We start from the raw sequence: 12,029 nt of genomic DNA, 5'->3' as shown, positions 1-12,029 counted from the left end.
TGAGGAGGAAAGCTAGGGGGTTAGGACGCGTCCAGCAGCCTGGGCGCGCGCAGCAGGGGAGGAGAGCACCAGCTGACGCTCAAAGAGGGAAGCGGCGGCTAGGGCAAAGAGGCCTGAGCCTAGTAGATGCAACTCCACCAGCCAGAGCGGCAGACCGTTGAAGAACTGGGTATACCCCACCACGGCCTGGTAGCCCAGTAGTAGTAGCACGAACAAGAGAGACTTACCAAAAATAGGTGCCCAGCCTTTTGAGCGCCATAGTGCACAGAAAACCAGCACAGAGGCGCAGTAGACCCACACCAAAGCACCGTGCAGGCGGGTGACCCATACCGGGTCGAAGGGGTGGCGGTGGGCGGCGGCGTCACCAGCGTGAGGCCCTGTCCCTGTAGTTACGGTTCCCATGAACATGAGGGCAACCACCAAGATCAGCCCGACCCAGCCCAGTAGCTGCATGAGATGGGAAGAAGCGGGGGTGCTCGCGGTAAGACCTTCAGCCTGGGCGGTTCCCTCAAAGTAGCGGTAGACCCTGTTGAGGTAGATACCTGCCAGCATGATCATCAGGGCTGAGAGCATGTAGTGGGCGGTAATCATCCAGGGGTTGAGCTTCTGCCAGACCGAGATGCCACCAACTACCGCCTGCACGGGAATACCCCAGAGCAGCAGGAGGGTGAGGTTGAAAAGATCGGGGTAGCGGGAGCGGGGGGCAACAAAGCCGCGGGCCTCTAGCCAAGCACCTAGCCCCCGGGGCTGGTAGCCCTGGGATCGGGCACCAACTAGCAGACCCCATAGGAAGCGCCCTGCTGAGATGCGCCCTGGGAAGACGATGCGCAGTACGGCCAGAAAACCGATGATGGTAATAATCACCAGCACGAAGGTGAGCAGGCGGTTGCCGAATTCGACCATGCCATGGATGCCCATTTCGGGGGTGGTGGTCCAGGAGCCGTCTGAGGTGCAGCGGGGCCAGTCGTCACACCCCAGGCCGGAGCCGGTCAGACGTACGATACCGCCAGTGATAATCAGGGCAATGTTAGAGAGCGCAAGGGCCCAGGCGGTTTGCTTAACCCAGCGGGTGTAGTGGCGGGGGAAGAGTTTTTCGCCCAGGGAGGCTGGCTGGTAGCTGCCAGTGGTGGGCGGGTGCGTGGTCGGCATGGGGGGCGTTCCTTCACGAGAAATGGTGGACGGTGTCAGCCAGGCTAGGCTGACCATTTGAAGAATCGGGTGGCTAAAGCGGCAAAGAGTGCGGTTGCTATGACCAGTATGAGGTGGGGCAGGGGGAGGAAGGTGTGGTGGATAAAGTCTCCGCGTAAGGCGTTGCCGAGGGCCGCTGAGGGTAGAAGGTCAATCAGCGGGGCTAGCCAGGTGGGGTAGCGGTCGGTGGGAATCAGGGTGCCTCCGGCGGCGGCCAGCAGAACCCAGGCCATATTGACGATAGCTAGGGTTGCTTCAGCCCGTACAGTCCCAGCAATCAGCAGCCCCAGGGATGTGAAGCAGGCTGCCCCCAACAGCAGGGTAGGTAGGGACATGAGGATACCGGGCACCGTGGCTTCCCAGCCGAGGAGCTGGCCCAGGGCTCCGACCAGCAGGTACTGGAGTAGCAGCACCGATAGCACAGCAAAGACTTTACCGGCAACCAGCCCGCCCTTACCCAGTGGGGTGGTGGAGATGAAACGGAGCACCCCGTAGCGGCGGTCAAAGCCGGTGGCGATGCCTTGACCTGACAGTGCAGTGGAGAGCACACAGAGGGCCAGAACGCCGGGTACAGCAATATCAAGGCGGCTAACCCCGTAGCGGGTGGCCCAGGGGTCAAGAAAACCTGTGTAGGCCATGGCCAGCAGGCCCATGATGGGGAAGGCAATGTTGAGCATGAGCTGCTCCCCATTTTTGAGCATGGCAATAGTTTCGAACCGGCCCTGGGCTAGGACTCGGGTGAGAGCTGGTGCTGCTGTTGAGGTGGTACTCATCGGATATCCCTACCTGATAGTTCCAGAAAGACGTCTTCTAGGGTGCGGTTGGCCAAGGAAAGCTCACCGGGCATGATGCCCCGAGCTGCCCAGTAGGCTGTTAGGTCAGCCAGGTGTTGGGGGGTGAGGGGACCGGTGAGCTGGTAGCTACCTGCCGGGTTTTCGGTGAGGGTGAGGGCGGCGTCCGCTGGGGGCCATAGTTGGTTGAGGGTGAAGCCGCTGGGGGCGGTAAAAGTTAGGCTGCGGTTCTTATCCTGCCCGTTTGCTAGCACCTGGGCCATGGTCCCTGAGAGTATTACCGTGCCGTCTTTAATCATGTAGACGTAGTCGGCGATGCGCTGGGCGTCATCGAGGAGGTGGGTGGTGAGCACAACGGCTACACCGGCATCACGCTGTTCGCGGATGATGTCGAAGACAACACTCCGGGATTGGGGGTCAAGCCCGGCGGTGGGCTCATCGAGGAAGAGAATCTCAGGGCGGCCGATGAGGGCTGCCGCTAGGGCTACCCGCTGTTTCTGCCCGCCGGAGAGCCTGCGGATGCTGGTTCCGTCAAAAGTGTCGATACCCAGGCGGTGGGCTAGCTCATCCACCTTGAGGGGGTTGGTGTACATGCGGGCAATATGCCGCAGTAGGGGTAGGGGGCGTACCGCGGGGGGCAGCCCGCCGTCTTGTAACATGATGCCCACGCGGGCCCGTAGCTCAGGGGTAGCCCCCCAGGGGGCCTGGCCCAGGAGGGAAATGCTGCCGCTGGTGGGCTTGAGCAGGCCTTGGGCGCAGGCTAGGGTGGTTGTTTTTCCGGCCCCGTTAGCACCGAGGAGGACTGTGATATGACCGTGGGTGATGCTGAGCGAGAGGTGGTCCACTGCCCGTTTGAGCCCCTGGGTGGTAAGAGCCTCAGGGTGCGTGCGGGCAAAATCCTTGGAGGGGGTGAAATCCTTGACCAAGTTCTCGATCGTTAGAGCGGCGGACGCTTGTGGTTGAGGTGCGCTCTCACGTGCGCTAAGGCTGGGGGGCAGGTGCTGTTGTGTCACTTGTCCATTCTAGCTCTTTGACAGTGCACTGCTTAAAATAGGTAGCCCTTACTAGCTAAGTAGCCTCAATTACGACATACTTTAGTTGTGTATTCCGCAGAGAAAGGCAGAACTGTGTCCACTCATCCTGCCCGCCCTGCAGAAACAGAGGATCGCACGCGTGACCGCGTGCTCCAGGGAGTTCTCACCCATGGCCCTGTTTCTGCGGCCAAACTGGGTGAACTGCTTAGCCTCACCCCGGCAGCAGTGCGCCGCCACCTCGATGCGCTTGAAAAAGACAGCCTCATCGAAGTAGCCTCCCACCGCCAGCACGGCGCTGGTGCTGGCCGCCCTGCCCGCCGCTACGTCATCGCCCCCCACGGCCATAGCGAACTGGGCAATGACTACCTTGATATTGCCCGTGACGCCCTGATCATGCTCAAGGACGCCGTGGGTGAAGATGCCCTGCGGCAATTCGCCTCAGCGCGCGCCCACGACATGGCAGAGCGTTACCGCCCCATCGTCGAAGCAGCAGGGGATGATGTCTCGGCTCGAGCTCAGGCGCTGGCAGAAGCAATGACCCGCGATGGCTTTGTGGCGAGCGCCAACGAAATGGCCCCGGCCCTAGGGGTACACACCAAACTACCTGATCACCTGCTGGCCGCTATCCAGCTCTGCCAAGGCCACTGCCCCGTGCGGGACTTGGCTGAAGACTTCTCCGTCTTCTGTGATCAGGAAACCCGCATCATCTCCGAACTGATTGGGGTTGATGTGCGCAGACTCTCCACCATGGCAGGTGGCGCCCACGTCTGTACCACCCATATCCCCCTGGGGCGACTGCAGGCGTCCGCACCGCAGAAGCCCGAAGAGGGGCAGGGCGAGAAAGCCCCCTAAGATTTTCCACCGGCCTACCCTGCCTGGCAGGGTAGGCCACTGAGAAGAAGACTTCACCGACTTACCTCGGTGAAAACCAACCCACCAAGAAAGGCCGTAATGACTGAACAGGTTGAGCGCACCGCCAACAACACCGTCATTTCAGAAATTCTGGAGGCAAACCCCGAACTCGAAGGTATCGGTACCTACGAGTACGGTTGGTCTGACTCCGATGAAGCAGGCCAGGCTGCAAAGCGTGGTCTTGACGAAGCTGTCGTGCGCGACATTTCAGCCAAGAAGAACGAACCTGAATGGATGCTGGACCTTCGCCTGAAGGCCCTGAAGTTCTTCGACCGCAAGCCCATGCCCACCTGGGGTGCAGACCTCTCGGACATCGACTTCGACAACATCAAGTACTTCGTACGCTCAACCGAGCGTCAGGCCGAAACCTGGGAAGAACTGCCCGAAGAAATCCGTAACACCTACGAGAAGCTCGGCATCCCCGAAGCAGAACGTAACCGCCTGGTTGCCGGTGTTGCCGCCCAGTACGAATCTGAGGTTGTCTACCACCAGATTCGTGAGGACCTAGAAGCCCAGGGCGTCATCTTCCTAGACACCGACACCGCCCTCAAGGAACACCCCGAATTCTTCGAAGAATACTTCGGCTCAGTGATCCCTGCCGGTGATAACAAGTTCGCAGCCCTCAACACTGCTGTATGGTCAGGTGGCTCCTTCGTCTACGTACCCCCAGGAGTACACGTAGAAATCCCCCTGCAGGCCTACTTCCGCATTAATACCGAGAACATGGGCCAGTTCGAGCGTACCCTCATCATCGCCGATGAAGGCTCCTACGTTCACTACATTGAAGGCTGTACTGCTCCCATCTACAAGACCGACTCACTGCACTCAGCAGTTGTTGAAATCGTGGTCAAGAAGAACGCCCGCGTCCGCTACACCACCATTCAGAACTGGTCCAACAACGTCTACAACCTGGTGACCAAGCGCGCCATCGCCTACGAGGGTGCCACCATGGAATGGATCGATGGCAACATCGGCTCCAAGGTCACCCAGAAGTACCCGGCTGTATACATGGTTGGTGAGCACGCCAAGGGTGAAACCCTCTCCATCGCTTTTGCAGGTGAAGGCCAGCACCAGGACACCGGCTCCAAGATGGTTCACATCGCCCCCAACACCTCATCCACCATCGTCTCTAAGTCTGTGGCTCGTAACGGTGGCCGTGCCGCCTACCGCGGCCTGGTGCAGGTACGCGAAGGCGCCTCCCACGCTAAGAGCTCAGTGGTCTGTGACGCCCTGCTGGTGGACACTATCTCCCGCTCAGATACCTACCCCTACGTAGATATCCGTGAGGACGACGTCACCATGGGCCATGAGGCAACCGTCTCCCGCGTCTCAGAAGAACAGCTTTTCTACCTGCAGCAGCGCGGCCTGCCCGAAGACGAAGCCATGGCCATGATTGTGCGCGGCTTCGTGGAGCCTATCGCCCGCGAGCTGCCCATGGAATACGCGCTTGAACTCAACCGCCTGATCGAACTCCAGATGGAAGGATCCGTAGGCTAAATTATGGCTAAGACAGAAAACCAGGGGCACAACAACCCCGCGATTCCCGGCATGGACCAAGAAGGTGAAAAGCTGGCAACTGAGCTAGCCACCGACGACACCATCCGCGTCTCCAAGCACAACACCGACAAGGTCGAGATTGATGGCTCCCGCGCCGAGCGTAAAACCTCCTACAAGGTTCAAGACTTCCCCGCCCTGACCGGACGCGAAGAAGACTGGCGCTTCACCCCGCTCAAGCGCCTGGGCGGCCTGCACACCGATGAACTCACCGGTGCTGCCCCCACCCTAGATATCGATGCGCCCGCTGGCGTGCAGGTTGAAACTATCACCCGCGATGACGCCCGCATCGGCTCAGCCGGTATCCCCGAGGACCGCGTGGCAGCTAACGCCTGGAGCACCTTCACCCAGGCAACTGCTATCACCGTACCCGCTGAGGCTGAGCTGGAAGGCCAGATTGAGGTTGCTATCAAGGGTACCCACAAGGACGCTGCCGCCCAGCACATCTTCATCGAGACTAAGCCTTTCTCTAAGGCTACTGTCGTGCTGCGTCACACCGGCTCAGCGGTACTTTCCCAGAACATTGAGTTCAAGGTGGGCGACTCCTCTTCACTGACCGTCATTACCGTTCAGCAGTGGGAAGATGACGCTATTCACGCCTCAGCCCAGTACGCTTCTTTGGGTCGTGACGCTAAGTTCAAGCACATCAACATCTCCCTCGGTGGCGATTTGGTGCGCCTTACCCCCTCCACCAAGTTCACCGCCCCCGGCGCTGAAACCGAGATGTACGGCCTCTACTTCGTCGATGCTGGCCAGCACATCGAGAACCGTCTCTTTGTGGCCCACACCGAACCTAACTGCAAGTCCCGCGTCACCTACAAGGGTGCCCTGCAGGGCAGGGGCGCTCACTCTGTTTGGGTTGGCGATGTGCTCATCGGTAAGGACGCAGAAGGCACCGACACCTACGAGCTCAACCGCAACCTGATTCTTGAAGATGGGCCCCGCGCTGACTCCGTGCCCAACCTGGAAATCGAAACCGGTCTGATTGAAGGTGCCGGTCACGCCTCCACCACCGGTCAGCTCGATGAGCAGCACCTCTGGTACCTGCAGGCCCGCGGTATCCCTGAGGCTGAGGCCCGCCGCCTGGTCGTCCGCGGCTTCCTCAACGAGATCATTCAGCAGATCCGCATCCCTGAGCTTGAAGAACAGCTCACCGATGCCCTCGAAGCTGAACTCGCGATTTCTAACAACTAAAGCTTTACCTCTGTACAGGAGAAACACATTATGGCAACCCTTGAAATCAAGGACCTCCACGTCTCGGTCATCCTGGATGACGAAAACACCAAGCCCATCCTCAAGGGCGTTAACATCACCATCAACTCCGGTGAAATCCACGCCATCATGGGCCCCAACGGCTCCGGCAAGTCAACCCTGGCTTCCACTATCGCCGGTCACCCCAAGTACCAGATTGACTCCGGTGAGATTCTGCTCGACGGTGAAGACGTCACCGAAATGTCCGTTGATGAGCGTGCCCGCGCTGGCCTCTTTTTGGCTATGCAGTACCCGGTAGAAATTCCCGGCGTCACTATGAGCAACTTCCTGCGCTCAGCAAAGACCGCCGTCGACGGCCAGGCACCTGCCCTGCGTACCTGGACCAAGGACGTCAAGGCAGCCATGGAAGAACTTTCCATCGACCCGGCTTTCATCACCCGTAACGTCAATGAAGGCTTCTCCGGTGGTGAGAAGAAGCGTCACGAGATTCTTCAGCTTGAACTGCTCAAGCCCAAGTTCGGTATCCTTGATGAGACTGATTCCGGCCTGGACGTCGATGCCCTCAAGGTCGTTTCTGAAGGTGTGAACCGCGCCCACCAGGCTAACGACATGGGCGTTATGCTCATCACCCACTACACCCGCATCCTGCGCTACATCAAGCCCCAGTTCGTTCACGTCTTCGTGGACGGCAAGATGGTAGACCAGGGCGGCCCCGAGCTCGCAGACCGTCTTGAAGAAGAGGGCTACGAACGCTACCTGGCAGCCAAGTAAGGCTACCTGTCTCTACCGAGAGGACAGTACAGAACATGTCAGAAGCTCCCGCTGGTGCCCCCAGCCAAGAAGCTATCGAAGAAGCCCTGATGAACGTAATTGACCCCGAATTGGGCGTCAACATCGTCGATCTAGGTTTGCTCTACGGTATGCGCTGGAACGATGAAGGCGCTCTTGTGCTCGATATGACCCTCACTACCGCCGCCTGCCCCCTGCAGGATGTTATCGAGGAGCAGGTTCAGCAGAATCTAGAAACCATGCTCGATGAGTGGCATGTGAACTGGGTCTGGATGCCCCCTTGGGGCCCTGAGCGCATCACCGAGGACGGCCGCGACCAGATGCGTGCCCTGGGCTTCAACATCTAACCCCTGCGGTTACCCCATCAGGACGCCGCCCCACACCTTCCTGCCCTAGGGCAGGGCAGTGCAGGGGCGGCGTCCTTCTTAATGCTCCCTCTGTGGGCTAGTTAGTGGATGGGCGCCCCAGCAATGACCACACTCTGAGGTAGGCGCAGCAGGTGCCCTAAACCCTAAGCTAGATGTACACACATTGAACTGCCCCGCACCTGCGGGATCTTTGCCTACTAGGGAACACATGGAACATCAAGACACTTCGGCGCGCCTGCCGAAGCGCACTATCGCGCGCAATCTTTGGGCTGCAACCCGAACCCAGCTCACAGCCCCCTTCTCCATCAAAAAACCTAACCTGCTCACCCAAGCCGGGGTAGGTGCCCTGACCCTGGCCACCGCTGTGACCCTCCTACCGGGGGCAACCGCAGCAGATACCTCCACCCCTGATGGGAAGACCAGCGAAACAGCGGCCGCCAGCTGCTGGGAAGCTAAACAGACTAACCCCGCCGCCACCAGCGGCACCTACTGGCTCTGGACCCCAGAGCTGGCAGCCCCCCCCAGCAGTTCTACTGCGACCAAGAAACGGACGGCGGCGGCTGGGTCATGATTGGCCGCGGCCGCGACGGCTGGGAAGAGAACTATAACGGCAAGGGCAAGCCCTCCGAGCTCTACACCAACCCCGACGGCACCGATGCCTTCACCCCCGTCCAGCTACCCTCCACCACCATTGACGCACTCATCGGCAACCAGAAAGTCTCAGACCTTACCGAAGGCTTCCGCATCCGCCGGGCCGCCAACGCCGAAGGCACCAAATGGCAGAACATGACCGCAACCTGCGTCAACGCCGCTGACTGGACCTGGGCACTCTCAGGCAACCAGACCTGGCGGGACATCAAATTCCGGGGCGACTCACCCACCACCAGAACCTCCTTCAGAAACATCCCCTCAGTAACCGGGCAGATGATGAGGTCAGGGCACCCCATGTACCACGTAAACTTCCTGGGTAACCGCACCCAAGACTGGCGTATAGGTTTCGCCTACGGCCCTGGCGTCCGCGGGGCAAACAATGAGAGCACCCACCTCTGGAGCAAAACCGGCCCCGGCGCCCTACCTTTCTCCCAGGTCTACCTGCGCCCCAAACTGACCCAGGCTGACCTGAACCTGACCAACTACACCGATACCGGAGTAACCGGCTCGACCCGCCGGGCCCTACCCAACTCATACTCCGCTAAGGTCACTTGGCGCACCAGCGAGGCCACCGGAACAGGTAGGCGCAGCGAGCTGAACACCTACGTGCAGGCCATCACCCAGGTCGGTGATACCGTCTTCACCGGCGGCGACTTCGCCTGGGTAGAGAACGCCGCAACCGGCGAAAAGGTGCAGCAAAAATTCCTCGCCGGGTACGATGTGCATACCGGTGAACTAGTACGCACCTTCACGCCCACCTTCAACGGCCAAATTAAGGCCCTAGAGGCCCTACCCAACGGCACCCTAGCGGTAGGCGGCGAATTTACTGAAGTCAACGGCGAGAAGGTCGCTGGCCTGGTTATTCTTGACCCTGTCACCGGCCAGATCGACCGCAGCTACAACTTCGGCATCTCAAGCCGCCGCGCAGGGTCCGTCACCAGCGCCCGCACCCTGGATGTGCAGGGGGACTACCTCTACGTTGGTGGCTCATTCTCGCACGTCGTCAACACCGGCAACGGTGCCACCGGCTACTCCCGTAACGCTGGCCGGTTCAGTTTCAGCGCCAATAAGCCCGACGCTAGCTGGCGCCCCTACATTAACGGCTCGGTCAATGGCCTCTCAGCAGCAGATGATGGTGCCACCGTTGCCCTTGCAGGCTATTTCAGCGAAGTCAACGGCACTAAGACCTGGAAGCTGGCCCAGCTGAACACCACTGACAGTAATGTCGCCCAGATGTGGGTGTGGGACCCGTCCTTCCCCACTATCCGCCGCCAGGGCTTCCAATACGATGTTGAAGACACCGGCTCAAGCGTGTGGGCTGTCGGCTCAGAGCACATTATCCACCAGTACGCCAAACACAATATGACCCGCACCTACTCGGCCATCAGTATCCGAGGCGGCGACTACCAGGACCTCTACGAAGATGAGGATAACAAGGTTATCTACGGGTCCTGCCACTGCGGCAACTACCTCTATGAAGGCTCCGACACCTGGGGCCGCCCCTGGGCCAACAAGGGCTTCTTCAACCTGCACTCCATCCGTCTCTCTGCCGCCTTCGACGCTGAAACCGGCCATGTGCTAGGCGAATTTGCCCCCAACCTGAGTGGCGCCCGCGGGGACGGGGTCTGGGAACAGTTTGTGGACTCCACCGGCACCCTCTGGGTAGGTGGCGACATCAACCGCTCCCAAGGCGCTTACGGTACCCAGCAGACCGTGGGCTTTGCCCGCTTCACCCAGCGCGACGTTACCGCACCAGCAGCCCCGCACTCCCTAACTGTGCGCACCGATGGGGCTACCGACGTCCTGACCTGGTCTGCTGCCAGTGGTAAGGCCACCTACCAGGTGCTACGCAATAACCGGGTGATCGCAACGACGAACAGCACCACCTACTCGGTAGCTCACACCGATGGGGCCCGCTACTTTGTGCGCTCTGCGGACGCAGCTAGCAACTTCTCAGCCTCAACCCCCGTGGCCCTGGCACAGCAAGCTCAGCAGCCACTTGCCCCGGTCGAACCAGCTCATGCCCCTGCCCAGGAACTTGAGCAGGAACTTGGACCCAAGGGCGAAGCGGATGCTGAGCTAGGTAACGGCCCAGGAATAGAGCTGGGTGCTGACACCCCCAAGTAGGCAACTCAACCCCACCCTTAGCCGCTAAAACCTTTAGCCCTAAAAACTCCCCGTGGGCAGACCACTACCGTCTGCCCACGGGGAGTTTTCTCTATGCCAGCAGCCCAGCGTGCGTCATATCGCTGAGCGTGCACCTGCCATGCGCACGCTCAGCGATATGACGCACGCTCGGTTAGGGGCGAGACGTTTGTTAGTCCCAGCTGGGGTTGGCCAGGTCTACTCCGGCACGTTCCGCCGTAGCGTTCCTCAGCTTCTGCCTGGTAATTGGCGAAGTTGGCGTTGCCGAGGATCTTGCCGATGTCGGTGGGGGGGGGTAAGTCTGTTTTCTATTTTTTATAGACGTCTCGCCGGTGACCGATTGTTAGAACCAAGATGATGAGTCGTCCTTCTTCGACAGCGTAGATTACCCTGTAGTTGCCAACTCTAAGTCTGAGTTCGCCGTCTCCTCCAACTATTTTCTTGATCCCTGGCGGGTATGGGTTTGAAGTAAGCTCTTGGATTTTCTTGGCAATGCGGGTCTGATCGTTTTTATTGATTTTGCGCAGTTCTTTTGCTGCAGAAGGTTTGAAGGTAACTGAGTAGTTATCTGTCATGAGAGCTTGATGCCAAGCTCATCCATGAGCTGGTCAAAGGGGATTTCGTCTTCTTCTTGGCGGGCTTGACGGGCTTTGGCTGCATCAAGTTTGTCTTCGAGTGCTTCGAGTGCTTGATCGAAAAAGACGGGGGAGACAAGGACGGCTCGGCGGCGGCCTCTGCTTTCGATAGCAATGGGTTCTCGCTGTGCTTCATCGAAGTAATGGCCAAGGTTCTGGCGAAATTCTGCTGTTCCAGTAGATGTAGTCATGTACTAAATGTACATTACGTACAAGGTTGAGGGCTAGAGTTGAGCAGATTATTTTTCGACCCTTGATTGTAGCCCTACCTAGGGTTTGGGTTATTAGGGTGTCTCTTCGGTATTTCCACGTAGCCCGTGGTGAGGTTTGGTTGCTGGGTATCGGTCGATTTCGCCTCAGATAGGGGTGCGGCCGAGCAGGAGTTTTTCCCGCCAGTAGTCCTCCACGAACCAGAGGTGCCCGACCACGCCGGTCAGGGTCATGCTGGTGGGGAGCAGAAGAGTTGCAAGGACGCTCTCATCCAGCCAGGTGCCGTCCGCGCCCTGGTACTTACGCAAGAATTTCCCCTGTTGAAAACGGATATAACCGAGCACCAGCTCTTTTTCGGATCCGGTCAGGGGCGGGTCTGTAAAGGGCATTTTCATAGGGTCAGTTTACCGGCAGCGTAACGAGCGTGCACCAAATCGCTGAGCGTGCGCATGGTCGGTGCACACTCAGCGATATGACGCACGCTCGGTTAGGGGCGAGACGTTTGTTAGTCCCAGCTGGGGTTGGCCAGGTCTACTCCGG

The 12,029-nt window shown here is 59.3% G+C and carries 13 protein-coding genes; 7 read left to right on the top strand and 6 right to left on the bottom strand.

The annotated features are described in order from the left end of the window. Positions 1–12: 12 nt before the first annotated feature. From ACEE09_RS07790 to ACEE09_RS07780, 3 genes are read right to left on the bottom strand one after another with little or no spacing between them, the layout of a single operon-like run. Complete coding sequence (locus ACEE09_RS07790; RefSeq protein WP_449083584.1) at positions 13–1,149, bottom strand: COX15/CtaA family protein; 1,137 nt, start codon at positions 1,147–1,149, stop codon at positions 13–15. Positions 1,150–1,193: 44 nt separating this feature from the next. Beyond that, positions 1,194–1,961 carry an ABC transporter permease gene (locus ACEE09_RS07785; protein WP_449083582.1) on the bottom strand — a complete coding sequence of 256 codons (768 nt, stop codon included), beginning with the start codon at positions 1,959–1,961 and terminating at the stop codon, positions 1,194–1,196. Beyond that, the gene (locus ACEE09_RS07780) at positions 1,958–2,977 is read right to left on the bottom strand and encodes an ABC transporter ATP-binding protein (RefSeq protein ID WP_449083675.1); all 1,020 of its coding nucleotides are present in this window, start codon (positions 2,975–2,977) and stop codon (positions 1,958–1,960) included. Before ACEE09_RS07780 ends, ACEE09_RS07785 begins: the two co-directional genes overlap by 4 nt. A 129-nt stretch (positions 2,978–3,106) precedes the next feature. On the opposite strand from ACEE09_RS07780, the gene ACEE09_RS07775 reads away from it, so the two are divergent. The 7 genes from ACEE09_RS07775 (at position 3,107) to ACEE09_RS07745 (ending at position 10,626) form a co-directional block, all read left to right on the top strand. Further along, on the top strand, positions 3,107–3,865 hold the full coding sequence (locus tag ACEE09_RS07775; RefSeq protein ID WP_449083580.1) for a helix-turn-helix transcriptional regulator: 759 nt from the start codon (positions 3,107–3,109) through the stop codon (positions 3,863–3,865). 99 nt (positions 3,866–3,964) lie between these two features. Continuing rightward, positions 3,965–5,422 (top strand): Fe-S cluster assembly protein SufB, encoded by a 1,458-nt coding sequence (gene sufB / locus ACEE09_RS07770; RefSeq protein ID WP_449083578.1) that lies wholly within the window; start codon positions 3,965–3,967, stop codon positions 5,420–5,422. Positions 5,423–5,425: 3 nt separating this feature from the next. Continuing rightward, entirely contained in the window at positions 5,426–6,673 is a 1,248-nt protein-coding gene (gene sufD / locus ACEE09_RS07765; RefSeq protein WP_449083576.1) for a Fe-S cluster assembly protein SufD, read from the top strand. A gap of 30 nt (positions 6,674–6,703) precedes the next feature. Next, on the top strand, positions 6,704–7,462 hold the full coding sequence (gene sufC, locus ACEE09_RS07760) for a Fe-S cluster assembly ATPase SufC (protein ID WP_449083574.1): 759 nt from the start codon (positions 6,704–6,706) through the stop codon (positions 7,460–7,462). Positions 7,463–7,497: 35 nt separating this feature from the next. Next, positions 7,498–7,827, top strand: a complete 330-nt coding sequence (locus ACEE09_RS07755; protein ID WP_449083572.1) for a metal-sulfur cluster assembly factor — start codon at positions 7,498–7,500, stop codon at positions 7,825–7,827. A gap of 229 nt (positions 7,828–8,056) precedes the next feature. After that, the gene (locus tag ACEE09_RS07750) at positions 8,057–8,419 is read left to right on the top strand and encodes a hypothetical protein (RefSeq protein ID WP_449083570.1); all 363 of its coding nucleotides are present in this window, start codon (positions 8,057–8,059) and stop codon (positions 8,417–8,419) included. Beyond that, the gene (locus ACEE09_RS07745) at positions 8,338–10,626 is read left to right on the top strand and encodes a fibrinogen-like YCDxxxxGGGW domain-containing protein (protein ID WP_449083673.1); all 2,289 of its coding nucleotides are present in this window, start codon (positions 8,338–8,340) and stop codon (positions 10,624–10,626) included. Before ACEE09_RS07750 ends, ACEE09_RS07745 begins: the two co-directional genes overlap by 82 nt. A 326-nt stretch (positions 10,627–10,952) precedes the next feature. Here the strand turns inward: ACEE09_RS07745 and ACEE09_RS07740 are convergent, their stop codons facing one another. The 3 genes from ACEE09_RS07740 to ACEE09_RS07730 form a co-directional block, all read right to left on the bottom strand. After that, positions 10,953–11,219, bottom strand: coding sequence for a type II toxin-antitoxin system RelE family toxin (locus ACEE09_RS07740; protein ID WP_449083569.1), 267 nt, complete (start codon positions 11,217–11,219; stop codon positions 10,953–10,955). Further along, positions 11,216–11,470, bottom strand: coding sequence for a type II toxin-antitoxin system Phd/YefM family antitoxin (locus tag ACEE09_RS07735; RefSeq protein ID WP_449083567.1), 255 nt, complete (start codon positions 11,468–11,470; stop codon positions 11,216–11,218). Before ACEE09_RS07735 ends, ACEE09_RS07740 begins: the two co-directional genes overlap by 4 nt. Positions 11,471–11,635: 165 nt before the next feature. Further along, positions 11,636–11,878 (bottom strand): hypothetical protein, encoded by a 243-nt coding sequence (locus ACEE09_RS07730; protein ID WP_449083565.1) that lies wholly within the window; start codon positions 11,876–11,878, stop codon positions 11,636–11,638. Positions 11,879–12,029: the final 151 nt, after the last annotated feature.

This window comes from Rothia sp. 88186D007BW (genome assembly GCF_053544215.1).
This window is presented reverse-complemented; position numbering and strand designations above follow the sequence as displayed.

Bases quoted from the DNA above. Each gene is read 5' to 3' on its own strand.
- ACEE09_RS07755 (WP_449083572.1), top strand. From the start codon at position 7,498: ATGTCAGAAGCTCCCGCTGGTGCCCCCAGCCAAGAAGCTATCGAAGAA.
- ACEE09_RS07750 (WP_449083570.1), top strand. From the start codon at position 8,057: ATGGAACATCAAGACACTTCGGCGCGCCTGCCGAAGCGCACTATCGCG.
- sufD (WP_449083576.1), top strand. From the start codon at position 5,426: ATGGCTAAGACAGAAAACCAGGGGCACAACAACCCCGCGATTCCCGGC.
- ACEE09_RS07785 (WP_449083582.1), bottom strand. From the start codon at position 1,961: ATGAGTACCACCTCAACAGCAGCACCAGCTCTCACCCGAGTCCTAGCC.
- sufB (WP_449083578.1), top strand. From the start codon at position 3,965: ATGACTGAACAGGTTGAGCGCACCGCCAACAACACCGTCATTTCAGAA.
- sufC (WP_449083574.1), top strand. From the start codon at position 6,704: ATGGCAACCCTTGAAATCAAGGACCTCCACGTCTCGGTCATCCTGGAT.
- ACEE09_RS07735 (WP_449083567.1), bottom strand. From the start codon at position 11,470: ATGACTACATCTACTGGAACAGCAGAATTTCGCCAGAACCTTGGCCAT.
- ACEE09_RS07790 (WP_449083584.1), bottom strand. From the start codon at position 1,149: ATGCCGACCACGCACCCGCCCACCACTGGCAGCTACCAGCCAGCCTCC.
- ACEE09_RS07730 (WP_449083565.1), bottom strand. From the start codon at position 11,878: ATGCCCTTTACAGACCCGCCCCTGACCGGATCCGAAAAAGAGCTGGTG.
- ACEE09_RS07740 (WP_449083569.1), bottom strand. From the start codon at position 11,219: ATGACAGATAACTACTCAGTTACCTTCAAACCTTCTGCAGCAAAAGAA.